Below are 22,926 nucleotides of genomic sequence, written 5' to 3'. Positions count from 1 at the left end.
GCGGCCCGTATTGAGAACCCCTGCTACCGGAGCATTGCCCCGATCGCGGCGTTGAGGCGCCGTCTGACCTCATCTTCAGGCTCCGGAGAATAAAGTAACTGGCTTGCGCTGCCTTGCGCCAGAGCGAGCAGAGCCCACGCCGTCGATGCAGCGTCGACATGCGCGGGGATTTCCTTTTCTGCACGCGCTCGCCTCACCAGAGAAGCAAGTAACGCGCGTATGTGCTGGTCGCTTTCGGCGATCGCTGCAGCGACAGAAGGCTGAGCCAGTGCCCACTGGGCAAAAGCATCCCCTTGCCGCTGTGCCGCACGCCGCTCCTCGTCGAGAGGAAGGAGCCTGAGAAGTAACTCGACAAGCCAGGCGTGAAGCGTCGGACGCCCCGGCTCCCCCGCTGGAAGTGGAACTGCTCGCTCACGAAGCCGAGCAAAGCTGGCAGCCAGCAAAGCATCCCTCGACGGAAATGCTTTCTGCACCGCACCGAGCGAACAACCCACCTCAGCGGCCAACACGCGGAAGGACGCGGCAGGCAGACCATCCCGAGCTACGATACGCAGCGCAGCATCCACAATTTGTTGCTGCCTTGTCGTGAGATTCACCATTTCCACGTCCCCACCTATGCATTCATCTTGATCGTCCAACGCCACAGACGCATTGCATAGGCGATCATGACTGCGCACGAGAGCTCCACGCCCACAAGCGCCAGAGGAACCGTCTCGTTACCACCAAGGTAGTTGACGAAGTCCCATGCGGCATGCCACAAGATCGCCGGCCACAGGCTACTGGTCACAACGACCAGCTCCGCCGCCACGACGCCAAAGATCAGGGCAAATACCATTTGGAGCAGACTAGAGGAGAGGTCCGCCCCACCAGCGAGGTTTGCCAGGTGCATCACTCCGAAGAGCACTGAACTGACGACAATTGCCGCCCGGATGCCCACGGGCCGCAATACGGCTAGGGCATTCCCACGAAACCAGGTCTCCTCATTGACCGCGACAGCGACAGACAACACCAGATACGCGCCGATAATGGAGCCTGTTGCTGACGGTGCGGCGGTGGCAAGCACGAGGCCGATCGTGATCACGGGCGGCACCAGCCACCATGCCGCCCTGAGGTTCACCGGCCGACGATACCCAAAACTCTTTTTCGATCGCCCCGACGACCGCATGACGATCAGCCCCAATATTGCTGAAATCGATGCAGCGCCAGCGATGATCAAGATCGCCCTCGAATCCCCCACAGCGAGTACTTGAGCGACAGCAGAGCCCAGCGCCGTGAAGAGGACGGGGACGAAGGCGAATCCAATCGCCGTCATCCATGGGTACTTAACCGTCCATGCGGCCGGGCTGGGGTGCTGGAGCGCATTCGAAGAGGACACGTGGTGAACCTTTCATCAGTGGAATACAAGTGTATTCCACTGATGAGAATACACTTGTATTCTCACGGCAGCGACACTCGATCAAAAGTCGACGCTCGCGCGCACATCAGCGGCGGGCATTTGAGGCATCTGGTTGAATTTGCCGAGAAACGCAAATGTTTATCACTTCAAAACACTGAGCACGGGTCTGCAGGACATGGGTTCTCCAACCATTGCAAAGGCGGCCGGACGGCGGTCCGAGGCGCAGGCTCAGCTCCGCCGCTGCACGGGCCGCCTCGTAAGCAGCGATACCGACGTCCTGGCCCGGCGACAGCCCACAACCGAGGATCGCCTCTTCGAGCGCATCAATGGACAGGTGCACTGATCCGATGCGCGTAGCGACGCTCTCGGCGACGCTCGACTTCCCCACACCGGGAAGACCGGAGATCACGAGGAGTCGCCCGGTCGCGACCGATCGCCTCACGGCCGGTTCTCTGCATGCACAGACTCTGGGCGGTTCAGCAGAAGATCACGCTGACCTTTGGGAACGTCGATGCAGGCGCTCTCTCCCGCAACCGTCCGCCGAGTGACCGCCGGGGTTCCCACCCACAGCGGGTCACACCACAATGATGCGCCGTCCTCTGGTATGTCCAGCTTGGCTGTCGATATGGGCCGCTGCGGCCTCAGACAGCGTGTAGGTCTGGGTCACCGGGATCCGCAAAACTCCATCCGCGATCAGTCGAGCAGCCTCAACAAGAGCCGCGTGCACATCGCCCGCCGATCCGGAAAAGCGAACGCCGAACTTCGGGGCATCCAGATCCGCGGTCGTGAGCACGCGATCCGGAGTGCCGGTGAGTTCCACCAGCTGCTGGATGATCCCTGCTCCCGCAAGGTCCAGGGCGGCGTCGACGCGACCGAGACGGCGCACGCGGTCGGCCCAGCCCTCGTCATATGTTGTCACCAGCACGCCGAGGCTGCGCAGATAGTCATGGTTCGCCCGTCGTGCAGTACCGATTACCGAGATGTCGCGAGATCGGGCGATCTGAACCACCGCGGAACCGACACCTCCGGCGGCACCACTGACCAGGAGGGTCTCACCAGCATGGACCCCGACCTCGTCAAGCACGCGCAGCGCCGTCTCGACGACAGACGGATAGCCGGCGGCTTCCGCAAAGGTCAGCTCAGCCGGCATCAAATGCCAATGCGACATCAGTGCCGACTCGGCGTAAGTCTCGATCCCTTCACCGAAGACGGCGTCACCGACCTCGACATCCGTGACCCCCTCTCCCACCTTCTCTACCACCCCCGACCCGTCCAGCCCGAGACCGGCCGGTAGCTGCACCGGGTGCGCACCGAGCTTCTGGCCTTCACGAACTCGCCAGTCAAAGGCGTTCACCGCGGCCGCCCGGACCGCAATCCGCAACTGCCCGGGGCCCGGGCGCGGCACCTCGCTGTCGACGAGATGGAGTACGTCCGGGCCGCCGAAGCGCGTGTAGATGATTTTCTTCATGCCGCTCACATTAACACTAACGGTTAGTGTTTTGTATCCGGTACACTTTCATAGTGATCAACGAACCCCAGCCCACCGGTCGTCGCGAGCGGAAGAAGGCAGCCACGCGACGCGGGATCGCCGATGCCGCCCTGCGGATGTTCCGCGAACGCGGGTACGAGTCTGTGGGCATCCGGGAGATCGCCGTCGAAGCCGATGTGGCCGTCACGACCCTCTTCGCACACTTCCCGTCGAAGGAAGCCCTGGTGTTCGAACAGGCCGCCGATTTCGAGACCCGCCTCGTCGCTGCGGTCGCCGAGCGCGATCAGGGGGCTTCGGTGATCTGCGCACTACACGAGGAGATCCGGACCCTTGTTCAACACTGCACAACTGGGGATGCGACCGGGATCTGGACGATGATCGAGCAGAGCCCGGAACTCTCGACCTATGCCCAGATCCTCGAGCTGCGATATGCGCACGCGCTCGCTGCAGCGATCCAAGCAGCGCCGGATCTCCACACATCTGAGGTCGCCTCCGACACGATCGCTCGCTTCGCCATGGCGGCCTTCACGCTCGCACGGCAGTCGGCAGACCCGGAGGCCGCCCTCGACGAGGCCTTCCACATGATCGGGGCCGCGTGGTCAGCGGCCCGACCTTCACAGGAGCAGTAACCAGGAGCGCATCCCACCGGTTGCACTCCAGCTCCGTCCACCACTCTGTCTCAAGCGCCGGATGGCGAGCTCGTACAGTAAACGGACTTGTGGCCGCGCTGCGATCACTTCACATGCTGGATGTTGAACCGGAACTCCACCGAGTTCCGGCACGTAGAAACACCTGCGGAGCACGGCTGGCAGCGCTCCGGATCTCGCAGTAGTCCTTTGGGCATTCCGCTCGCATGCTGCGCTCATGCCCCCTCCGCATGCCGCGACACGCGCATGGCTACGCCGCATAGGCACGAAGAAAAGCCTCTGTCCCAGCCTTCACGACGGTGGCCTGCTGTTCGGCATCAGCTACGCGAGCATTGCTCAGGAACATTGCGCGGTTTGCCGGTATCCAGAGCAACAAGCCTGCGAAGTGCTCCGCCGCGAGCGGCGGCGACGGCACGCTGAGAAGCCCTCGTTCATCGAGTACTGCCAGACACTGACCGATGGAGCCGAGCATCCGTTCGAAGCCGCTCTCCCAATACAAGCGGCCGAGCGCCGGGAACCGCGCTGCCTCCGCGATCACGAGCCGGCGCAGTTGCTGAGTCTGCGGAGACAGAATGAGGCCGCTGAATTCTCCGGCAAGCAGATGCACCGCGGACGCCGCGCCGTCCGCGGTCTTCATCCGCTCGATCATCGGTGCGAACGGGTCGTTGACCTGTTCGCACACCGACAGGATCAGTGCAGTGAATATACCTTCCTTGTCGCCGAAGGCTCGGTAGAGAGTCTGTTTGGACACGGACGCCGCCGCGGCGAGGCGATCAGTGCTCGTGCCGACGTATCCGTTCGCGATGAACACCGTCAGCGCCGCGTCCAGAATCTGTGCGCGCATCTGTGCCGAAACCGGCTTCGAGGTCTTGTCATTCATTAGTACTAGATAGTACTCTCAAAGCAAGTACCGATCGGTACTCGATGGATCAAAGGAGTTTTCATGTCGTTCCAGGCGTACCTCGACACAATCGAGAAGAAGACCGGCCTCACGCCACGCCAACTCGTCGGAATTGCCTGCGAGAAAGGACTCGACCGGACCGGCGTGAAAGCTGGAGAGATCCTCGTCTGGCTCAAGGAAGACTACGGTCTCGGTCGCGGCCACGGCATGGCACTCGTGCACGTCATTCAGAAAGGTCCGACGATCGGCACCAAGCACGTCGGATCTGACGGCACCCACCGCGACGAGACCGAGACACTGTGGCTCGATGGCATCGCCACAAAACCGGCCGACTGACCGCACTTCGCCCCGGCCGTCACTCGACCGAGTTCCGGTACGGAGAACCATCAGCGTTGGGGGCGTCATCTTGTGCTGAGGCGCGCGGTGAGTGTGTCTGCAATTTCGTCCGCTGTCTGCGCCGCCGTGTCGAAGTTCAGGACGTCATGGGACCACACTGCGTAGTCGTCTCGACGACGTTGCACGCTCGACCAGGACGGCTCGCCGACATGGGCGAGACCGCGATTCCTGCCGCCGAGCCGTCTCTCGTGGTCCTGCACATCGGAGACCACGAGGTACACGAAGTCGATATGTGAACCTGTTCGCGAGGCCGCAGTGCGCCAGGTCTGCCGAGCCTCTTCACTGTCATTGACAGCATCGACGACGACATCGTGGCCAAGCCGCAGATTCTGCTCTGCCATCGCACATGTCGCCTCGTACGCGGCAACACCGACTTTCCAACCTGACGGCAGACCGCAGGCAAGGATCGACTCTTCTACCTCGTCGATGGACAGGTGGACCGACCCCGTGCGCGAAGCGACGATCTCGGCGATGGTCGTCTTTCCGACCCCGGGGAGGCCGGAGAGGACGACGAGGCGACCGGTCACGCGTCCTGCAGCGGCGTAATTGCCGCGACCTTGTCACGTAGCGCGCGTCGCTCGATCTGCAGCTCATAGTTCGACTGCAGGTTCATCCAGAACTCCTCGGATGTCCCGAAGTACCGCGCCAGGCGAATCGCCGTGTCTGCAGTGATGCCCCGCTTGCCGTGCACGATCTCGTTGATCCGGCGCGGCGGCACACCGATGGACACGGCGAGCTTGTTCTGGGTAATCCCGAAGCTCTCGATGAATGAGGTGGACCCGATCGGTTGGACAGTCCACAATGATTTTTGAGTGGAGCGTTGCCGTCCAATTATGCCGCTTGTGGCAACGGCTGGTCCTGATAGTACATCTGGTCCGGCGTGGTCCGGTCAAGGCTCTGGTGGCGGCGCCGCCGGTTGTAGTAGCGGAAATACGCTTCCAGTGACTGCCGAGCTTGGATCCCGTTGTCGTAGGCCTTGAGGTAGATCTCTTCGTATTTCACCGATCTCCAGAGCCGTTCGATGAACACGTTGTCGACCCATCGGCGGCGTCCGTCCATGCTGATTCGCACCCCGTGATCGGTCAGCACGCCGGTGAAGTCGTCGCTGGTGAACTGGGCGCCTTGGTCGGTGTTGAATATTTCCGGCGGCCCGTGATTGCCCAACGCCTCGGTCAGCGCGTCGACGCAGAACCCGGCTTCCATCGTGTTCGACAGCCGCCAGGCGAGGACCTTGCGGGAGTACCAGTCCATGACCGCGACCAGGTAGAGGAACCCGTGGGCCATCGGCACATACGTAATGTCGGTTGACCAGACCTGGCCGGGCCGGTCGATGGTCAGTCCGCGCAGCAGGTACGGGTAGACGCGGTGCCCTGGGGCCGGCCTGCTGGTGCGCGGCTTCGGATACAGCGCGGTGATGCCCATGGTGCGCATCAGCCGTTGGACGCGTTTGCGGTTGATCGGCAGCCCGTCGTCGGTCAGCTCGTCGGCGATTCGGCGACTGCCCAGGAACGGGCGCTCGAGGTGGATCGCGTCGATCCGGCCCATCACGTCCAGGTCGCCGTCGGGTACCGGGCGGTGACGGTAGTAGTAGCTCGACCGGGCCACATCCAGCAGTTCACACTGGCGCACTACCGAGAGTTTCTCGCCTGGATCGATCACCGACTGTCTCACTTCCCGTCGAAGCGAGACAGTCCGCGATCTAAAAAATCGCGCTCGACCGTCAATTCGCCGTTCTTCGCATACAACTCGGTGACTTTCGCCGTGTTGTCTGCCGATTGTTTCTCCGACTCGAACGTGGTGGCAACGTTATCGAGCAGTTGCCGTTTCCACGCGGTGATCTGATTCGGATGAACGTCGAACCGCCCGGCCAACTGGGCCAGCGTCTGATCCTCACGCACCGCCGCCAAAGCGACCTTGGCCTTAAACGACGGCGAATGATTCCTGCGTTTACGTGACATGAAAAAGAGCTCCCTTCATTCGACCAACAGGTCAAAATAACAAGGCAACTCTCCACTCAACACACTGCCCAAAAAACCGGGTCCAGTTCAGAAGTCCTCCATCAGGATCTCCCCCGGATGGATCGGCTCGATCAGGTCGCTCTCAGTGGTAGTCGACGAGTTCGACACCGTCCGCACCTCCCGCTCTCCAGACGACGCACAGACGCCACTGCGCATTGACGCGGATGCCGTGCTGACCACGACGATTACCGACGAGCCGCTCCAGGCGATATCCCGGCGGGATCCGCAGAGCCGCTCGTTGCACCGTCCCGACGCGCTTGATGTACTGCTCATGCCAGATGCGTTCGGCGTCCTTGCTGCCGAACGATCTGATCACAACACCAGTATATAACGGAGTGCGTCAATAACGCTATACGTTAAACCGGAACTCGACCACGTTACGTAGCCGAATAACCTTTAGTTCTGGCAGATACCTACCTCTTGGATTCGGCGATTGACGCGCCTGACAGTCAAGCATCTCGTCGCCCCCAGGCCAATCCTGGCCGACGGGTCACACCTCAAGCACGATCACGGGCCCTTCATCAGGATCCGGGGTTTCGAAGTGATCGAAGTAGGTTGCGGCGGTCGCTGCATCCAAGTCGAAGTCGCCGTCGTGGGTGCGTCCACGCGCTTCCACGCGCCGCAAGCACGTCGCGCGGTCAGTCGGAAGGTAAATCGTCTCAGGAACCACTCCGAACGGTTCCAGCACCTGCCGCCACTCCTCCCGCATGGCGCGCGACCAGAACGAGAAGTCCAGCACGACCTCATGTCCGCCTTCGACGAGGTCCACGAGCCGGCGTCGGAGCTGGATCTCGATTTCGCGATTGGCATCATCTGTCAGCGGCATGTGTCGGATGCCTCTCTCCCAGGCCTCTTGATCGAACGAGAGCCGAACGAAGCCGTCTGCCTCCATCCGACGAGCGACGGTCGACTTGCCCGAGCCCGCCGGTCCGCACATGAAGACGACCCGAGCCATGCGTCCCAGCCTACGGGCACGCACCTGGCCGGTTTCTTGAACCGCCCTGATGCTGTGCTCGCGGGAAGAGCTCGCATCCCGTGCAACCGGAACTCAGCTACACGTTGAAGCGGAACTCCACCGAGTTCCGGCACAGACCAACCTCTGGTTCGATGCCCCCAATCCAAGGGAGGATGCTGTAATGAACATTGAGCGCATCGTCCCCGATCTGAGTGCTTCAGACCTCCGCCGAACGATAGACGAGCACGTCGCGACTCTGGGACTCGAGGTTGTGATGGACCATGGCTGGATCGTCACCCTGGCCGATTCCGAAGGACATCAGCTGAGCATCGTCGCGGCAGATGCCAAGGCTCCTGAGAATCCCAGCGTCTCCGTCTTCGTCGACGATGTCAACGTGGCTTACGAACGCGCTGTCGCAACTGGAGTCGAGATAATTTATCCAATCACGGCAGAGAATTGGGGCGTCACGCGATTCTTCTATCGCGATGGATCAGGAAATGTGATCAATGTCGGCATGCATTCGAGCTGAAGCCCCGACGCTGACTACACATTGAACCTAAACTCGACCACGTCGCCGTCCGCCATCACGTAATCCTTGCCTTCCATGCGGACCTTGCCGCGGGACTTCGCCTCGGCCATACCGCCGGCGTCGACAAGCTCGTCGAACGAGACGATCTCCGCCTTGATGAATCCTTTTTGGAAATCCGTGTGAATAACGCCCGCTGCCTGCGGAGCGGTATCGCCCTTGTGGATCGTCCACGCCCGCGATTCCTTCGGACCCGCCGTCAGATACGTCTGAAGCCCGAGCGTGTCGAATCCGACACGCGCAAGTTGATCGAGTCCGGGTTCGTCCTGGCCCGTCGACTCAAGCATCTCCTTCGCTTCCTCGGGCTCGAGATCCACGAGTTCCGCCTCGAACTTCGCATCCAAGAAGATCGCTTCGACCGGAGACACCAGCTCGCGCAACTGCTGCATCTGTGCCTCATCACCCAGCACTTCGTCGTCCACGTTGTATACGTACAAGAAGGGCTTGGCGGACATCAGTGACAATTCCTTGATGGGCGCGCCGTCGAATCCACTGTCGTGAGTAGCCGAGTAAAGCGTCCGCCCCTCCCCCAGAATCTCCGCCGCCTTTTGCGCCGTTGCCAGCACCTCCGGGGCGGTGCGCTTTTGCTTGACCTCTTTCTCAAGCCTCGGCAACGCGTTCTCGACAGTCTGCAGGTCGGCGAGGATCAACTCGGAATTGATCGTCTCGATATCGTCTTTCGGCGATACCTTGCCTTCGACGTGCACCACATCGGAGTCATGAAAGCCGCGAATGACCTGGCAGATCGCATCGGCCTCGCGAATGTTCGCCAAAAACTGGTTGCCAAGCCCCTCGCCTTCGCTGGCGCCGCGTACGATACCGGCGATGTCGACGAACGACACGGCCGCCGGAATCGTCTTTTCCGAATGGAACATCTCCGCCAGAGTGTCCAGCCGAGAGTCCGGCAGCGACACGACGCCAACGTTCGGTTCGATGGTTGCGAACGGATAGTTCGCGGCGAGCACCTGATTTCGGGTCAATGCATTGAAGAGAGTGGACTTGCCGACGTTGGGCAATCCGACGATTCCGATAGTTAAAGCCACAACAGCAAAATCTACCGAAGATCTACTTCCCGGGCATCTTCGGGCGTGCCGTGCGCGAAGATCCGCCGCTATGTCGGTGCCGGATGACACAGTAAAACCATGACTTCCCTAGTTGTCACAGCCATCGTCGCGCTCCTCATCGGCGCAATCCTCGGCTTCGCCGTCGCTGCCGTCCTCGCCCGCACACGGCGCATCGCCGTTGAAACCGAGCGCACAATGCTGGCCCGCCGCGTGGACGATCTCGAAGCCGATGCCGGCTTCACCACAGAGATCGCCGGCGCTCTCGGCCCGCTGGCGCAAAGCATGCGGCGGGTCGAACGCCAAGTCGACACCCTCGAGCGCGACCGCACCGAGCAATACGCTCGCCTCGATACTCAGCTTGCGCAGGTCGCGGCATCCGGCGAAGCACTCCGGACGACGACCGAGCAGCTGAGTGGCGCACTGCGCGCCTCAAGCTCGCGCGGCAGCTGGGGCGAAGTGCAGCTACGCCGCGTTGTGGAGCACGCCGGAATGCTCGAGCGGGTCGACTTTGATGTACAGACGACTGCACGAACGCCGGACGGCGCAACGGTGCGGCCCGATCTCGTCGTCCGGCTCCCCGGGCGCAAACAGCTCGTGGTCGATGCTAAAGCTCCGCTGGCGGCCTTCCTCCGGGCCAGCGAATCGCCCGGCACCGTCGACTCCGCACAGCTGGCCGAGCACGCCCGCGCCCTCCGTTCGCATGTCGACACCCTCGCCGCCAAGGAATACTGGGCCGCGTTCACGCCAAGTCCGGACTTGGTCGTCTGCTTCATACCCGGCGAATCGTTCCTTGCTGCGGCGTGCCAAGCCGATGCGACACTCATGGAGTACGCCATGGCCAAGAAGGTCGTGCTTGCCACTCCTGGTACCTTGCTGGCGTTATTGCGAACCGTCGCGCTCACCTGGCAGCACGACGCCTTGAACGGGTCGGCGAAAGAACTCTTCACCGTCGGACGCGAGCTCTACGATCGCCTTGGCACGATGTCGTCGCATCTGTCGAAAATGGGCGGGTCGCTGACGCGGGCCGTCGAGGACTATAACCGACTGATCGGCACTATGGAGTCGCGTGTGTTCGTCAGCGCGCGCAGGCTGAAGGATCTCGATTTGTCCGATGCGCCGATCGATCCGGTCGACCCGCTGTCCGCTGCGACGCGCGGTCTGGGCGCGCCCGAACTGCTGGACGCCGCGTTCGAGCGCGAGGCCGACCGCGCCAACAACGACAGGAGCGCGTAACGGCCCGGCGCGATTACAAGTCGCCGGGTTGTGAGCGCTTATTCGTGATATCGGCGCCGGCTGCCTTCAAATCGCGTCGCAACTCGCGCGGCAGCGAGAACATCAGATCTTCTTCGGCGGTAATCACCGGTTCCACGTCGCCGTACCCATAGTCGGCCAGTACTTTGAGCACCTGCTGCACGAGCACATCCGGAACCGATGCGCCCGACGTGACGCCGATGGTCGCGATTCCGTTGAACCACTCCTCATCGATCTCACGAGCAAAATCCACCCGGTGGGCAGCTGTTGCGCCATGCTCGAGCGCGACTTCCACAAGGCGCACGGAATTTGATGAATTGGCAGAACCGACCACCAGCACGAGATCTGACTCGCCAGCGATCTTTTTCACGGCTACCTGACGATTCTGCGTCGCGTAACAGATGTCGTCGCTCGGCGGATCCTCAAGATTGGGGAACTTCTCGCGCAGACGGCGAACCGTCTCCATCGTTTCGTCGACGGAAAGCGTCGTCTGCGACAACCACACAACTTTGTCGGGATCGCGCACCGTAACGGCGTCGACATCGTCCGGGCCTTGAACGAGTTGGATATTCTCCGGAGCCTCGCCCGCCGTGCCCTCGACCTCTTCGTGACCGTCGTGACCGACCAGCAGGATGTCGTAATCATTACGCGCATACCGGACGGCTTCCTTGTGCACCTTCGTCACGAGCGGACATGTCGCGTCGATAGTTTGCAGGCCGCGTGCTTCCGCCGAACGGTGGACCTCAGGTGACACGCCGTGCGCGGAAAATACGACTCGGGCCCCCTCGGGCACCTCGTCGGTCTCCTCCACGAAAATGGCTCCGCGTTCGGCGAGCGTGTCAACGACGTGCAAGTTGTGCACAATCTGTTTGCGCACGTAGACGGGCGGCCCGTAATGGTCGAGCGCCTTTTCAACGGCGACAACCGCCCGGTCTACACCTGCGCAGTAACCGCGCGGCGAGGCCAGCAGCACTCGCTTCGCCCCCTTTGCGGGCGGTGCGATCTCGGAAGGGTCGCGACGCTTACGTGGCATGCTCGGCGTCGGCAGGCTTATCGAAGTAGTCACTCTTCTATCGTAATTCTCCAGGTCGGATAGGCTCAGATTTACTTGCCGGAAGTGGCATAGCTCATAAACGACGGATCCGTCAGCATCAGTACGGCGAAGCCGATCATGGTGAGAATCCAGACGACCACTCCGGTTACTGCCGGTATCCACCAGGCGTAACGGCCCTTACGGAGGCGGGCCATCGAGCTGAATGCTGCGTATAGCCAACCGACAATATAAAAGAATGCGATGCCGACGCCGACGACTTTTGTCACGCCCGTGGCTTCGTATGACCCGAGACCGAACTGCTGATAGCTGGCATTAATTGCATCGGCCGGATGCAGCATGCCGGGAACAATCGCCACCGAAAAGAACAATCCGATGGCCAGCAAGATGAACGTAGTCACCCTGTCTACCGGGTGGTGGGCGAAGCCGTCGGCGGCATGTGTCGATTGCGTCGGAGCCGGTTTTCCGGCGGCGGCATTATGGGCCTGCGAATTGCGGGCCTGCGAGCTGCCGGTTCGTGCGGCGTCCGTTCGGCGCGCGTCGGTCTGACTGCCCATGCTTGTGGGCGCCGCTGCCGCCGAGGCGTCAACTCCGCCCCCGCCCAGTGCAGCGGCCTGGAATTCGTCGAAATATTTGTCGGGCTCCTTGATACTTGCCCGCTGCTCTTCCGGTGTCGCGTAAAGTCCGTACTTCGGGCGAGCGTTCGCCTCGTTCGCCTCATTCGTTGGTGTCACACTTCCATGGTAGTTGTAGTGGAGCCGTCCGCACCAACAACGGAACCGGCGGCGAAATGTGGAAGGGAGTCGCATGTCCGATCCCGGCAAGATTTCCGGTGCCCCGTCGGTTTTGGGTACGAGCGGTGCTCAGCCCCGGAAACTCGCGACGACTGCCGCCGAGACGACAGCCGAGAATCCGTGGCCGGTCCGTCTCCTCTCGACGAAAATGAAGGAATACATCGCTCGGATGTCGACCGTGTGGGTCGAGGGCCAGATAGTCGAATTGTCGCGGCGGGCCAAGTCCACATTCATGACGCTGCGCGACACCGACGTCGAGATGTCGCTGCCCGTACACGTGTGGTCGAACGTTCTTGACCGGCTCGGCACCCCACCGGAGAAGGGTGCTCACGTTGTCGTCAGTGTCAAAGCGGATTTCTGGCAGAAGACGGGTCGGCTGTCGATGCGGGCCAACGACATCCGCCCGGTCGGCATCGGTGAGCTACTGGCACGAATCGAAGCGTTGCGACGTCTCCTCGATAGCGAAGGACTCTTCGCACCGGAGAGGAAGAAAAAACTGCCGTTCCTTCCGTCCTGCGTCGGTCTCATCACCGGCAGAGATTCAGACGCCATGAAGGACGTCTTGCAGAATTCCGAGCGTCGCTGGCCGGCTGTGCAGTTCGAGGTACGCGAAGTAGCAGTCCAAGGCGCGGACGCAGTCAGTCAAGTCATGCGCGCACTCACCGAGCTCGACGCCGATCCCGCAATCGACGTCATCGTCATCGCCCGTGGCGGAGGCTCGATGGAGGACTTACTCTCCTTCAGCAATGAATCGCTCGTCCGGGCGGTGTCACGGGCCGCGACTCCGATTGTTTCGGCTATCGGGCACGAGGCCGATCGCCCATTGCTCGATGAGGTCGCGGATTCGCGTGCATCCACCCCGACGGACGCGGCGAAGCGCGTCGTCCCGGACGTGGCGGAGGAATTCACGGGCCTGGCCAATGCGCGGGCGGGGCTGTCCCGTGCCGTGTTGGGACTCGTCCAGCGTGAGCAAGAGCGTTTGGACACGATCCGTTCGCGGCCCGTTCTCGCCGATCCCGGTTCCATGATGACGGCCCACGATGCCGAGGTTCGCCAGCTCCGTGAGCGCGGCCAGTTGGCCATGACGGTTCGGCTCAACTCCGAATCGGATCGCATCGAGCATTTTCGCGCTCAAGTAATCGCACTTTCGCCGCAAAAGACCCTGGACAGGGGCTACGCGGTCGTTCAAAACGACTCCGGCGACGTCGTCCGCGACCCTGCCGATGTCGAGGTTGATGATCAGTTGAAAATCCGCGTGTCGGCAGGCAGCTTGCGGGCCAAGGTCACGGACACCACCGAAAGGAATGACAATGAGTGATACTCGCCCGGTCGCCGAGTTGAAGTACGAAGAGGCCCGCGACGAGCTCGTCGGCGTGGTCCGACAGCTTGAAGCCGGCGGCATCAGCCTGGAACAGTCGCTCGCCTTGTGGGAACGAGGCGAAGCTCTTGCAGATCGTTGCCAGCAGTGGCTCGACGGAGCTAAGGCCCGCCTCGACAAGGCACGTGCCGAGAATTCATCAAATGAGGCGGCCGGCGACGATGATTCCGACGCGCTCGGGGAAAAGCATTCCGCGAGCTAAGGTATGGTGCCGGGCCGGTAGACGCACGCTTTACCTATGTCGCCACGGCTGTGCTTCTGGTGATCGATCTGCCTAGCTCTTCGGTATCTTTCAAGCGGTCGAAGTACGAATTCCTGACCCAGTCGCCGCCTGCCGAATACGTATCGAGCACGGTCGGCTCCGCACCGGCTACCGTCACCTTGATGGTTCCGGGCTCGGGCTTTGCATACGGAACGCCATCGATCATTCTGAGCTTCCAGCTTTCCGAGTGAATCAGCGAATGATGCTGAGCGCAGAGCAAACACAAATTACCCACGTCGGTCGGCCCGCCGCGCGAATACCATTGCACATGGTGGACATCACACCACGACGGCGGCCGGTTGCAGCCGGGAAAGACGCATCCTTTATCGCGTCCACTGATCGCCCGCTTTTGCGCCGGCGAGGCAAGTCGCACAGGTACTCCCAGATCCAAAACCGCACCGCGGGCATCCATCACCAAGCGTTCGAACGACGCGTCGCAGGCGAGCCTCGTGAGAGTACCGGGAGCGATGTCTCCGGTCTGAAAGCAATGTGACGGCGTCCGGTCGCGGCCCGTGAACTTGTCCACCGTCGTCATAACGGTGATCCTCGCCGGCCTACGGCCCGGGTGCAGCTTTGATGCCGCTTCGGACTGTGCGGCACCGTTACCAGTTGCCGCCTTTTCCAACCCGAACAGCTGATCGGCTGCCTGTCGCGCCTCTGCACGCGTGTTTCCGGTGCCGGGTTCGGCGCCCCAGACGCCTTCTTCATCCCGGCGACAGTCGGGGTTCGGGTGGCAGCGCGGAACAAACGGCGCAGCAGCCGAAGCCAGTTCGGACAGCGCATCGGCGCGGCGTTGTTCCGGTGTCCGCGTATCCCGCACGGCTACCGAACCGTCGTCGCCGTGCTGAACAGGGTGCGGCGCCGACAGCGGATCCAAGACGGCTCGCAAAGCCGCTCCGGCCGCGGGATCAAGCTGATACGTGCCGAACACCATTCCGGTGATATCGGTACTCATGGTCATCGAGCGCCGGTTGAACGATTCGGGATCGTAATGGTCGTCAGTGTCCGGGTCGAGCACTTCAACTAGGTGCTTGCCGAGCCTTCGCAAATTCTCCGGCGACGTCGACGGCGCCTTCTCGGCGAAAAATTCGCAGATATTCTCACGCACCGATTTCGCCGCGGCAACTCCGCGCTCGTCGTCTTCGTTTCCGGGGTTCATCGCCGCGTCGAGGAGATGCTCGGGAACTTTGTTCAACGTACGAACCGCCGTGTCGATATGCGCCAGCGAAACGCGGCCCTTGGCAAGCAAATCGCTCATGTCCGCCAGTGGACCGGCAGGCGCCGACTTACCCGGAACCAGCACGCTTTCACTCACGGCTCCTTCGCCATGAAGCGCTCGGGCATCCGCGACGTCCGCCTTGGCCCTCCCGGGCGCCACGCCCGCGATTGCCTTGAGCAAGCCCGCCGTCGTCTGAGCTCCAACACCCGAGTCACGCGCCGCGTCTCGTTGATCGACGAGCGCCACGACTTTCAAGTAAGCAGCATCGAGCCGGCGCCTGGCAACGGCGACATCGGACAGCAACTGCACGACCGCCTGATCCGTGAGGGCGTTGCCGGGTACCTCGCGAACAATTCCGGAACCCAGATTGACCGCATCGATGGCGGCCTCGATATCCGCATCGCCAAGGGATGACTCACCGTCCGGACCTTCGGAGCGCCCGCGGGCCAGGCCGGGAACGTCCCAGCGTTCGCTCGGCCTGGAATCACGCGGTTCGAGGCGGCGGCGCAGACCAGCCAGAATTCTCTGTGCTTGCTGCTCATCGAATTCCATTGTCTGGATCCCTCCGCCACTCTTCAGCATCGAAAAGCGATTAATACCAGACTAGTGCATGCGTTCGAATACCGCCAGGGGTATAGTGATATTTATTCGAATTATTTTTCTTTCAGTTCGTTTCGTTGATCGAGTGGTGGCGAATGGTCGTTAAATCCTTGATTTAATGACCATTCGCCACCACTCGACGGGGATCGTGAGCCATTCGCCACCACTCGGCCCGCGGAAGAGCAGCGCGAGAGGAACGATACGACGCGGGAGGCGGGAAGCGGCGCGGGAAGGCAGGTGGGTCAGAGGTTGGTGACGCGGATGATTTTGCTGGCCTCGCCGTTGTCGGTGAAGAGCCACATCGACTTGTCCGGTGCGACTACCACATTGCGCAGTCGGCCGAACTTGCCGGTGAAGTACGCCTTCGCAGCACCGACGGACTCGCCATTTCCGGCACCACTCTCCCCGGCGCTGCTCTCCCCGGCGCTGCTCTCCCCGGCACCACTCTCCCCGGCGCTGCTCTCCCCGTTACCACCGCGGCCGGTAAACGGCACGTACCAGAGCCTTTCGCCGCGCAGGGCCGCCAAGTACACGCCGCCCGACCGCACTGCCACGCCGCTGGGCGAAGCGTCCGCGGTCGACCACGTCATCACAGGGTTGACGAACTTCGGATCGTCGCCAACCCCTTCGACGTCCGGCCATCCGTAATTCTTGCCCGCTCGGATGAGATTGAGCTCATCCCAGGTGTTCTCGCCGAATTCACTCGCCCACACTCGGCCGCGGCCGTCCCATCCGAATCCCTCGACGTTGCGATGGCCCAGCGAATAGACCGGGGATGACGAGAACGGGTTGTCATCCGGCACCGATCCGTCGGCGTTGATGCGGAGGATCTTACCGTTCATCGATCCGAGCTTTTGCGACAGACTCCGCTGTTCGGCGTCACCCGTGCTGACGTACAGCTTGCCGTCGGGGCCGAACCCGAGCCCGCCCCCGTTATGATGCGTCGACGATTCGATGCCGCGAAGAACTATCCGCGGATCGGCGAGCGTGCCGGACTGCAGCGTCATCCGTACTACTTCGTTGCCCGTCGACGTCGTCCGGTACATGTACACGTAGTGATTCCGCTCGAACGAGTCGGCCACGGCGATGCCGAGCAGTCCCCCTTCGCCGCCGTTGACGACATTCGGCACGCGGCCGTGATGCCCGCCCGCCGGAACGCGCTTCACGCTGCCGTCGACGTCGACCAGGACCACCCGGGCGGCGTCGCGCAACGTCACAAGTGCCTTGCCGCCGGGTAAAAACGCCGCATCCCATGGAGTGGTGATGCGACCGACGAGCGCTGACGTCCGCGCGGAGCCTGCTGCAGGTCCGTCCGCGGGCCCCGATTCGGCCGCGCTCCCGGTCGGCGTCGTTTCCGCTCCCCCGCTGCACCCGACAAGCACGGCAGCCATGAACCCAGCGGCGATCGCGGCGAAGGCACGGGAGACTGCCGTCACGGCGGATGCCGTGGAGGCAATCGTCAGCGGCCGTCCCCCTCCAGCAGTCATGTCTACTTCACGCTGGCCAGCAGATCTTTCGCAAAGGTATCGAACTGCGGCAGGTCCGCTTGGCCCATCAACACATAAGTGATGCCGTCGACTTTTCCGATCATGTACTGATTGCCGTCGGAGCCGGTGGTACGCAGCTTCCATTTGACGCCGTCGACGGTACGGTTACCCGTCGCGACCGACTTGCCGTACTGATCGGCTGCCCAGCCGGACGGCGCGTGCGCGGCCTGCTTGACGCTCAGCCATCCGTCGTCCGGCCCCAGATAGCTCACGTACCAGGTCGGCACGCCTGCATCGCCCGTATGTTTGAAGCTGACGGCATTCGCCTTCCACCCCTTCATATGGGCCTGTGCCAGCGGAAAGTCCGCCTTCGGCGCAGCGGCCTTCGCCCTGGCGGACACGTCAATGGTGGGCGGCGTGAAGCCGGTGTCCTTGTGCGGAACCAAGGCCAGCACTCCAAACAGCACGACGAAACAGGCCGCAAGCGCCAGCACCAGTTGGAGGGTCGTGGCACGCGCTTGCTGCTGCCGGTGCGTCAGTTTCGGCGGCGACTCCGGCTGACCGGACTGCGGCGGGGCGGATTGACGATAACTCACGAAACCATCATCCCGCGAATAACGATTCGACGCGAACCGCCCGCCGCGGCGCCCGGGTGGCAGAATGGCCGTATGACTGACGAATCCAGTACCCCGCAAGCCGCCCACCCCTCCGGACGCATCGAGGACAACCAGGCAGTCGTCGTCAACGATGATTGGTCCGAGCGCCTGCACGTGAGTGACGACGAACCGGATCGGAACTTGGCCATGGAGTTGGTCCGCGTGACCGAGGCGGCGGCCATTGCGGCGGGCCCGTGGGTCGGACGCGGCGACAAGAATTCCGCGGACGGCGCGGCAGTGGCCGCCATGCGCAATGTCATCTCATCGGTTCGCATGAACGGAACCGTCGTCATCGGCGAGGGCGAGAAGGACGAAGCGCCCATGCTGTTCAACGGCGAGCACATCGGGGACGGCGAGGGCGCGCGCTGCGATGTCGCAGTCGACCCGATCGACGGCACCCGCCTCACGGCGCTCGGCATGCCCAACTCGATCTCCGTCATGGCAGTGACAGAGGACGGCGCCATGTACGATCCCTCCGCCGTGTTCTACATGGAAAAGCTCGTCGCCGGCCCCGATGCCGCGGACGTCGTCGACCTGCGCCTTCCGATCGGCGAGAACATCCGTCGTGTCGCCAAGGCCAAGGGCGTGGACGCTTCCGGCGTGACGGTGGTGCTGTTGGACCGTCCTCGCCATGCGCAGATCACCGAAGAGGTGCGAGCCGCCGGGGCGCGCATCCGCTTCATCACAGACGGCGACGTGGCCGGTGCGATTGCGGCGGCGCGGCCGAACACCGGCATCGACCTGCTCCTCGGAATCGGAGGCACCCCGGAAGGCATCATTGCGGCGTGTGCCGTCAAGGCCATCGGCGGCGTCATCCAGGGCCGGCTGTGGCCGCAGTCCGACGATGAGAAGCAAAAGGCCTCCGACGCAGGGCTGAGCCTGACCGATGTGCTCAGCACCGACGATCTCGTCACCGGTAACAACTGCTATTTCGTCGCCACCGGCATCACGGACGGCGATTTGCTCAGCGGCGTGCGCTACACCAGGGACAGGGTCTACACGAATTCGCTCGTCATGCGTTCGCGTTCGGGCACGGTGCGCACCGTCACGGCCGAGCACCGGCCGGAAAAGACGCGCGCTTACGTCGATGCGGCGTTGCGGGCCGCCCAGCGGGACAAGCGCCTGCAATCTTGAAGGCGGGACACCCCGACCGCCGCGTACCCCCAACCCGACCGCCGCATACCCCCAGTACGCGCATCGAGTGGTGGCGAATGGCTGAAAATTTTGCAAATTTGCAGCCGTTCGCCACCACTCGATGCGCGGGGGCAGTTCGTGCGCCGACTAGTACGACATGCCCATGTGCCGGCGGACGTCGTCAAGTGTCGTGTCGGCGATGGCGTTTGCGCGTTCGTTGCCCGCCCGTAGCACCGACCACAGATAGTCCGGGTTCTTGGCCAGATCGGCTCGACGGGAGCGCATGGGCCGAAGGAACTCGTTCACGCTTTCGGTGACCAGCTTCTTGAGGGCGCCCGATCCGGCGTCCCCGATCTCTTCGGCGATCTCGGCGGGGTCACGCCCCTGGCAGAGGGCGGCCACCAGCAACAAGTTCGACACCTCGGGGCGAGACTCCGGGTCGTACGTGATGACGCGTTCGCTGTCGGTCTTGGCGCGGCGGATCAACGCCGTGGTCTCGTCTTCGCTTGCACCCAGCGCAATCGAGTTATGTGCCGATTTGCTCATCTTGCCGCCGTCGGTGCCAAGCAGCAGGGGCGTCTCGGACAGCAAGGCGTCGGGTTCGGCGAACACCTTCCCGTACCGTTCGTTGAACCGGTGGGCGATCAGCCGGGTGGTTTCCAGGTGCGGGAGTTGGTCGCGTCCGACGGGAACGACATTGCCCCCGCAGAACAAGATGTCGGCGGCTTGATGCACCGGGTATGTGAGCAGCAGCCCGCTGAGCGAGCCGCCAACGGCCTCGGATTCGGCCTTGACCGTCGGGTTGCGCCGTAGCTCGGCGGCCGACATGAGCGACAGGAACGGCAGCATCAATTGGTTGAGCGCCGGCACTGCGCTGTGCGTGAAGATCGTCGCGGTCTTCTCGTCGATTCCGGCCGCCAGATAGTCGAGCATGAGCTCGCGGACGTTCTGCTTGATCGAGCTGACATCCTCGCGGTCGGTGATGACCTGATAGTCGGCGATCACCAGGAACACGTCGACTCCGGCGCGTTGCAGGCGCACGCGGTTGGCCAGCGTGCCGAAGTAATGCCCCAGGTGGAGTGGGCCGGTCGGCCTGTCGCCGGTGAGTACGCGCAGCCCCTCGGGGTTCTTCTGGATGCGCCCCCACAGCGCGTCGCTTCGTTCGACTGCGACGTCGAAAGTCGATCGGGTCATGAATGTCGCTCCTTTGACTGGGAGCCGCCGCACGTCACCGACCGGGAAAGGCCGCCGCGCGGGCAGCCGGATGTTAGCTCGCGGTGCCGCAGACCTACTGCCACCACTGAATTGGCGTGACCACGCAGGGCGAATTGAACATGGTGGCAAGATTACCGTATGACTTCGACTCAAATTCAGCCGACACCTGCCGATGCGTGGGCGCGCTTGGCCGCCGGAAACAAGCGTTTCACGGCGGGCACGCCGGACCATCCCAATCAAGGGGCCGACCGCCGCGAGTACCTGCAAGATCAGCAGCATCCGTTCGCGATGCTGTTCGGCTGTTCGGACTCGCGAGTGGCGGCCGAGTTGATCTTCGACGTCGGTCTCGGAGACATGTTCGTGGTGCGCACCGCCGGCCAGGTCGCCGACACCGGGGTGATGGGCACGCTGGAATACGGCGTCGACATCCTGGACATCCCGCTGCTCGTCGTGCTGGGCCACGACGAATGCGGCGCAGTCACCGCCGCCCGCGACACGATTCTCTCGGGCACCAGCCCCGGCGGATTCATGTCCGACCTCGTGGCGCGCATCCTGCCGAACGTGCTGACTGCGCAAAAGGACGGCGTCGACCCTGCCGACATCAATTCAATGGTCGCCGTTCATACCAAGCACACTGCCGAGTTGCTACCGGAACGCTCGTTGTCGCTCCGGGCGGCCGTGGACGCCGGAAGGCTCGCCATTGCCGGTGTGACGTACAGTCTGCGCGATGGGGAGGCTCACGTCGTCACCACCATCGGTAACCTGTGAAGTAGCGTCCCCTCGCGCCACCGCGCGAGCCGTGCACATATGCCGAACGAAACAGAAAGCGTGCCATGACCGAATCGAATGTATCCGGCGATTACCGTATTGAACACGACACGATGGGCGAGGTTCGCGTACCCGCCAACGCGCTCTATCGCGCGCAAACACAGCGTGCCGTCGACAACTTTCCGATCTCCGGCACGGGCCTCGAGCGCAGCCACATCGAAGCGCTGGCGCGGGTGAAGAAGGCGGCCGCCAAGGCTAATCTCGAACTCGGCATCCTGGACCGTGCACGGGCCGACGCAATAGTCGCCGCCGCCGAAGAGGTCATCCGCGGCGAGCACGACGACGATTTCCCGATCGACATCTTTCAGACCGGTTCGGGCACATCGTCCAATATGAACGCCAATGAGGTGCTCGCCACGCTTGCCACGCGTGCGCTTGCCGCGGCCGGGTCGGACGACGAGGTGCACCCGAACGACCACGTCAACATGTCGCAGTCGTCCAACGACGTGTTCCCGACGTCCGTGCACGTCGCGACGACGGCAGCTGCCACGAGCGATCTCCTCCCGGCGCTCGATGTGCTCGCGACATCGCTCGAGCGCAAAGCCGACGATTACGCGTCGGTGGTGAAATCCGGACGCACGCACCTCATGGATGCCACGCCCGTCACCTTGGGCCAGGAGTTCTCCGGATACGCCGCCGCCATCCGGTACGGTATCGAACGCGTCGAGGCAGCACTGCCGCGCGTGGCCGAGGTCCCGTTGGGCGGCACCGCCGTGGGCACCGGAATCAACACACCGGCCGGATTCTCCTCGCGCGTCATCGAACTCTTGTCCGAGGACACCGGGCTGAAGCTCACCGAAGCGCGCAATCATTTCGAGGCCCAGGGGGCTCGCGACGGTCTCGTGGAGATCTCGGGCGCCTTACGCACCATCGCCGTCAGCTTGACCAAGATCAACAACGACCTGCGGTGGATGGGCTCGGGACCCAACACCGGTCTGGGCGAGCTCGCCCTGCCCGATCTGCAGCCGGGCAGCTCGATCATGCCGGGCAAGGTCAATCCGGTCATCCCCGAGGCGGTGCTCATGGTGGCGGCCCAAGTGATCGGCAATGATGCGACGGTGGCGTGGGCCGGCGCCTCCGGTTCGTTCGAGCTCAACGTGCAGATTCCGATCATGGCGCGCAACGTGCTCGAGTCGATCCGATTGCTGTCCAACGGCACCCGCGTGCTCGCCGAGAAGACGATCGACGATTTGCAGGCGAACGTCGAGCAAGCGCGCAAGCTCGCCGAATCGTCGCCGTCCATCGTGACGCCGCTCAACCGCGTCATCGGTTACGAAGAGGCCGCCAAGGTCGCCAAGCATGCCGTCAAGGACGGTCTGACGGTGCGCGAATCGGTGATCGACCTCGGGTACGTCTCCCGCGGCGAAGTCACCGAGGAACAGCTCGACGCGGCCCTCGACGTGCTGTCGATGACCCGGCCGCCACACGCCTGACCACGCCATTTCCGGCCCCGCGCACTCGATGCGCGGGGCCGAATTTTTTGTCGGCTACCTGCCGCTCATACCGGGCCGGGGCCGGGTAACGGGTGTGGTCGGTGAGACTCATGGTGCTAGCCAAGAGCGCGCTGACCCGATACCGTGATTGAAGTCTTAATAGAAC

Annotated in this window: 26 protein-coding genes; 9 read left to right on the top strand and 17 right to left on the bottom strand. The window is 62.8% G+C overall.

Annotated features, from left to right (window positions below; translation table 11 throughout):
• Positions 1 to 23: 23 nt before the first annotated feature.
• From BJY26_RS11650 to BJY26_RS11635, 4 genes are all read right to left on the bottom strand, one after another.
• On the bottom strand, positions 24 to 599 hold the full coding sequence (locus BJY26_RS11650; RefSeq protein ID WP_237248970.1) for a TetR/AcrR family transcriptional regulator: 576 nt from the start codon (positions 597 to 599) through the stop codon (positions 24 to 26).
• A 14-nt stretch (positions 600 to 613) separates the two neighbouring features.
• Positions 614 to 1,375 carry a CPBP family intramembrane glutamic endopeptidase gene (locus BJY26_RS11645; RefSeq protein ID WP_179428427.1) on the bottom strand — a complete coding sequence of 254 codons (762 nt, stop codon included), beginning with the start codon at positions 1,373 to 1,375 and terminating at the stop codon, positions 614 to 616.
• 106 nt (positions 1,376 to 1,481) lie between these two features.
• On the bottom strand, positions 1,482 to 1,838 hold the full coding sequence (locus BJY26_RS11640) for a P-loop nucleotide/nucleoside kinase family protein (RefSeq protein WP_179428426.1): 357 nt from the start codon (positions 1,836 to 1,838) through the stop codon (positions 1,482 to 1,484).
• A gap of 132 nt (positions 1,839 to 1,970) precedes the next feature.
• Entirely contained in the window at positions 1,971 to 2,864 is an 894-nt protein-coding gene (locus BJY26_RS11635; protein WP_179429937.1) for an NADP-dependent oxidoreductase, read from the bottom strand.
• Positions 2,865 to 2,917: 53 nt separating this feature from the next.
• Between BJY26_RS11635 and BJY26_RS11630 the strand changes: the two genes are divergently transcribed.
• The gene (locus BJY26_RS11630) at positions 2,918 to 3,514 is read left to right on the top strand and encodes a TetR/AcrR family transcriptional regulator (RefSeq protein WP_237248968.1); all 597 of its coding nucleotides are present in this window, start codon (positions 2,918 to 2,920) and stop codon (positions 3,512 to 3,514) included.
• A gap of 268 nt (positions 3,515 to 3,782) precedes the next feature.
• Here the strand turns inward: BJY26_RS11630 and BJY26_RS11625 are convergent, their stop codons facing one another.
• Entirely contained in the window at positions 3,783 to 4,412 is a 630-nt protein-coding gene (locus BJY26_RS11625) for a TetR/AcrR family transcriptional regulator (protein WP_179428425.1), read from the bottom strand.
• A gap of 63 nt (positions 4,413 to 4,475) precedes the next feature.
• Between BJY26_RS11625 and BJY26_RS11620 the strand changes: the two genes are divergently transcribed.
• Positions 4,476 to 4,769, top strand: coding sequence for a DUF4287 domain-containing protein (locus BJY26_RS11620; RefSeq protein ID WP_179428424.1), 294 nt, complete (start codon positions 4,476 to 4,478; stop codon positions 4,767 to 4,769).
• 65 nt (positions 4,770 to 4,834) lie between these two features.
• Here BJY26_RS11620 and BJY26_RS11615 read toward each other — a convergent pair whose 3' ends face one another.
• The 5 genes from BJY26_RS11615 to BJY26_RS11595 form a co-directional block, all read right to left on the bottom strand.
• Positions 4,835 to 5,356 carry a P-loop nucleotide/nucleoside kinase family protein gene (locus BJY26_RS11615; protein ID WP_179428423.1) on the bottom strand — a complete coding sequence of 174 codons (522 nt, stop codon included), beginning with the start codon at positions 5,354 to 5,356 and terminating at the stop codon, positions 4,835 to 4,837.
• A complete protein-coding gene (locus BJY26_RS11610; protein WP_218852371.1) occupies positions 5,353 to 5,631 on the bottom strand; it encodes a HigA family addiction module antitoxin in 279 nt (92 codons plus the stop codon). The genes BJY26_RS11615 and BJY26_RS11610 overlap by 4 nt, the downstream gene beginning before the upstream one ends.
• Positions 5,632 to 5,660: 29 nt before the next feature.
• Positions 5,661 to 6,787 (bottom strand): IS3 family transposase gene (locus tag BJY26_RS11605; RefSeq protein ID WP_179428422.1). Its coding sequence is split into 2 segments (ribosomal slippage): positions 5,661 to 6,511 and positions 6,511 to 6,787, totalling 1,128 coding nucleotides; the frame shifts between segments, so codons are not numbered across the junction.
• Between the two features lie 142 nt (positions 6,788 to 6,929).
• The gene (locus BJY26_RS19590) at positions 6,930 to 7,163 is read right to left on the bottom strand and encodes a type II toxin-antitoxin system RelE/ParE family toxin (protein WP_179428421.1); all 234 of its coding nucleotides are present in this window, start codon (positions 7,161 to 7,163) and stop codon (positions 6,930 to 6,932) included.
• 174 nt (positions 7,164 to 7,337) lie between these two features.
• Positions 7,338 to 7,784, bottom strand: a complete 447-nt coding sequence (locus BJY26_RS11595; protein WP_179429934.1) for a P-loop nucleotide/nucleoside kinase family protein — start codon at positions 7,782 to 7,784, stop codon at positions 7,338 to 7,340.
• A gap of 199 nt (positions 7,785 to 7,983) precedes the next feature.
• Here BJY26_RS11595 and BJY26_RS11590 point away from each other — a divergent pair, with 199 nt between their 5' ends.
• The gene (locus BJY26_RS11590) at positions 7,984 to 8,331 is read left to right on the top strand and encodes a VOC family protein (protein WP_179428420.1); all 348 of its coding nucleotides are present in this window, start codon (positions 7,984 to 7,986) and stop codon (positions 8,329 to 8,331) included.
• 14 nt (positions 8,332 to 8,345) lie between these two features.
• On the opposite strand, the gene ychF is transcribed toward BJY26_RS11590, so the two are convergent.
• Positions 8,346 to 9,431, bottom strand: a complete 1,086-nt coding sequence (ychF, locus tag BJY26_RS11585; RefSeq protein WP_179428419.1) for a redox-regulated ATPase YchF — start codon at positions 9,429 to 9,431, stop codon at positions 8,346 to 8,348.
• A 99-nt stretch (positions 9,432 to 9,530) separates the two neighbouring features.
• Between ychF and BJY26_RS11580 the strand changes: the two genes are divergently transcribed.
• Complete coding sequence (locus BJY26_RS11580; protein ID WP_179428418.1) at positions 9,531 to 10,685, top strand: DNA recombination protein RmuC; 1,155 nt, start codon at positions 9,531 to 9,533, stop codon at positions 10,683 to 10,685.
• A 13-nt stretch (positions 10,686 to 10,698) separates the two neighbouring features.
• Here BJY26_RS11580 and BJY26_RS11575 read toward each other — a convergent pair whose 3' ends face one another.
• Both BJY26_RS11575 and BJY26_RS11570 read right to left on the bottom strand, forming a co-directional pair.
• A complete protein-coding gene (locus BJY26_RS11575) occupies positions 10,699 to 11,736 on the bottom strand; it encodes a 4-hydroxy-3-methylbut-2-enyl diphosphate reductase (protein ID WP_179429933.1) in 1,038 nt (345 codons plus the stop codon).
• A 71-nt stretch (positions 11,737 to 11,807) separates the two neighbouring features.
• Positions 11,808 to 12,488 carry a DUF6264 family protein gene (locus tag BJY26_RS11570; protein WP_179428417.1) on the bottom strand — a complete coding sequence of 227 codons (681 nt, stop codon included), beginning with the start codon at positions 12,486 to 12,488 and terminating at the stop codon, positions 11,808 to 11,810.
• Between the two features lie 73 nt (positions 12,489 to 12,561).
• Here BJY26_RS11570 and xseA point away from each other — a divergent pair, with 73 nt between their 5' ends.
• Together xseA and BJY26_RS11560 are read left to right on the top strand one after the other, a co-directional pair.
• The gene (gene xseA, locus BJY26_RS11565) at positions 12,562 to 13,866 is read left to right on the top strand and encodes an exodeoxyribonuclease VII large subunit (RefSeq protein WP_179428416.1); all 1,305 of its coding nucleotides are present in this window, start codon (positions 12,562 to 12,564) and stop codon (positions 13,864 to 13,866) included.
• Positions 13,859 to 14,128 (top strand): exodeoxyribonuclease VII small subunit, encoded by a 270-nt coding sequence (locus BJY26_RS11560; RefSeq protein ID WP_179428415.1) that lies wholly within the window; start codon positions 13,859 to 13,861, stop codon positions 14,126 to 14,128. Before xseA ends, BJY26_RS11560 begins: the two co-directional genes overlap by 8 nt.
• A gap of 34 nt (positions 14,129 to 14,162) precedes the next feature.
• Here the strand turns inward: BJY26_RS11560 and BJY26_RS11555 are convergent, their stop codons facing one another.
• The 3 genes from BJY26_RS11555 to BJY26_RS11545 all read right to left on the bottom strand — a co-directional run bounded on the left by BJY26_RS11555 (position 14,163) and on the right by BJY26_RS11545 (position 18,090).
• Positions 14,163 to 15,959, bottom strand: a complete 1,797-nt coding sequence (locus BJY26_RS11555; RefSeq protein WP_179428414.1) for an HNH endonuclease signature motif containing protein — start codon at positions 15,957 to 15,959, stop codon at positions 14,163 to 14,165.
• 290 nt (positions 15,960 to 16,249) lie between these two features.
• A complete protein-coding gene (locus BJY26_RS11550; RefSeq protein ID WP_179428413.1) occupies positions 16,250 to 17,494 on the bottom strand; it encodes a PQQ-dependent sugar dehydrogenase in 1,245 nt (414 codons plus the stop codon).
• Between the two features lie 2 nt (positions 17,495 to 17,496).
• Positions 17,497 to 18,090 carry a DUF4245 domain-containing protein gene (locus tag BJY26_RS11545; RefSeq protein WP_179428412.1) on the bottom strand — a complete coding sequence of 198 codons (594 nt, stop codon included), beginning with the start codon at positions 18,088 to 18,090 and terminating at the stop codon, positions 17,497 to 17,499.
• Positions 18,091 to 18,297: 207 nt separating this feature from the next.
• On the opposite strand from BJY26_RS11545, the gene glpX reads away from it, so the two are divergent.
• Positions 18,298 to 19,284 (top strand): class II fructose-bisphosphatase, encoded by a 987-nt coding sequence (glpX, locus tag BJY26_RS11540; protein ID WP_237248982.1) that lies wholly within the window; start codon positions 18,298 to 18,300, stop codon positions 19,282 to 19,284.
• A gap of 147 nt (positions 19,285 to 19,431) precedes the next feature.
• Here the strand turns inward: glpX and trpS are convergent, their stop codons facing one another.
• On the bottom strand, positions 19,432 to 20,478 hold the full coding sequence (trpS, locus tag BJY26_RS11535) for a tryptophan--tRNA ligase (RefSeq protein ID WP_179428410.1): 1,047 nt from the start codon (positions 20,476 to 20,478) through the stop codon (positions 19,432 to 19,434).
• Between the two features lie 159 nt (positions 20,479 to 20,637).
• On the opposite strand from trpS, the gene BJY26_RS11530 reads away from it, so the two are divergent.
• Both BJY26_RS11530 and BJY26_RS11525 read left to right on the top strand, forming a co-directional pair.
• Entirely contained in the window at positions 20,638 to 21,267 is a 630-nt protein-coding gene (locus tag BJY26_RS11530) for a carbonic anhydrase (RefSeq protein WP_179428409.1), read from the top strand.
• A gap of 65 nt (positions 21,268 to 21,332) precedes the next feature.
• Positions 21,333 to 22,760, top strand: coding sequence for a class II fumarate hydratase (locus tag BJY26_RS11525; RefSeq protein ID WP_179428408.1), 1,428 nt, complete (start codon positions 21,333 to 21,335; stop codon positions 22,758 to 22,760).
• Positions 22,761 to 22,926 lie beyond the last annotated feature (166 nt).

Origin of the sequence: Spelaeicoccus albus, assembly GCF_013409065.1 — a bacterium.
GTDB classification, from domain to species: Bacteria; Actinomycetota; Actinomycetes; order Actinomycetales; family Brevibacteriaceae; genus Spelaeicoccus; species Spelaeicoccus albus.
The sequence above is the reverse complement of the archived record's forward strand: the minus strand, read 5'-3'. Positions and strand labels throughout refer to the sequence as shown.

Coding starts and splice junctions, on each gene's coding strand:
- BJY26_RS11650 (WP_237248970.1), bottom strand. CDS start 599: ATGGTGAATCTCACGACAAGGCAGCAACAAATTGTGGATGCTGCGCTG.
- BJY26_RS11635 (WP_179429937.1), bottom strand. CDS start 2,864: ATGAAGAAAATCATCTACACGCGCTTCGGCGGCCCGGACGTACTCCAT.
- BJY26_RS11625 (WP_179428425.1), bottom strand. CDS start 4,412: ATGAATGACAAGACCTCGAAGCCGGTTTCGGCACAGATGCGCGCACAG.
- BJY26_RS11620 (WP_179428424.1), top strand. CDS start 4,476: ATGTCGTTCCAGGCGTACCTCGACACAATCGAGAAGAAGACCGGCCTC.
- BJY26_RS11595 (WP_179429934.1), bottom strand. CDS start 7,784: ATGTGCGGACCGGCGGGCTCGGGCAAGTCGACCGTCGCTCGTCGGATG.
- BJY26_RS11590 (WP_179428420.1), top strand. CDS start 7,984: ATGAACATTGAGCGCATCGTCCCCGATCTGAGTGCTTCAGACCTCCGC.
- BJY26_RS11580 (WP_179428418.1), top strand. CDS start 9,531: ATGACTTCCCTAGTTGTCACAGCCATCGTCGCGCTCCTCATCGGCGCA.
- BJY26_RS11575 (WP_179429933.1), bottom strand. CDS start 11,736: ATGCCACGTAAGCGTCGCGACCCTTCCGAGATCGCACCGCCCGCAAAG.
- xseA (WP_179428416.1), top strand. CDS start 12,562: ATGTCCGATCCCGGCAAGATTTCCGGTGCCCCGTCGGTTTTGGGTACG.
- BJY26_RS11560 (WP_179428415.1), top strand. CDS start 13,859: ATGAGTGATACTCGCCCGGTCGCCGAGTTGAAGTACGAAGAGGCCCGC.
- BJY26_RS11555 (WP_179428414.1), bottom strand. CDS start 15,959: ATGGAATTCGATGAGCAGCAAGCACAGAGAATTCTGGCTGGTCTGCGC.
- BJY26_RS11550 (WP_179428413.1), bottom strand. CDS start 17,494: ATGACTGCTGGAGGGGGACGGCCGCTGACGATTGCCTCCACGGCATCC.
- glpX (WP_237248982.1), top strand. CDS start 18,298: ATGGAGTTGGTCCGCGTGACCGAGGCGGCGGCCATTGCGGCGGGCCCG.
- trpS (WP_179428410.1), bottom strand. CDS start 20,478: ATGACCCGATCGACTTTCGACGTCGCAGTCGAACGAAGCGACGCGCTG.
- BJY26_RS11530 (WP_179428409.1), top strand. CDS start 20,638: ATGACTTCGACTCAAATTCAGCCGACACCTGCCGATGCGTGGGCGCGC.
- BJY26_RS11525 (WP_179428408.1), top strand. CDS start 21,333: ATGACCGAATCGAATGTATCCGGCGATTACCGTATTGAACACGACACG.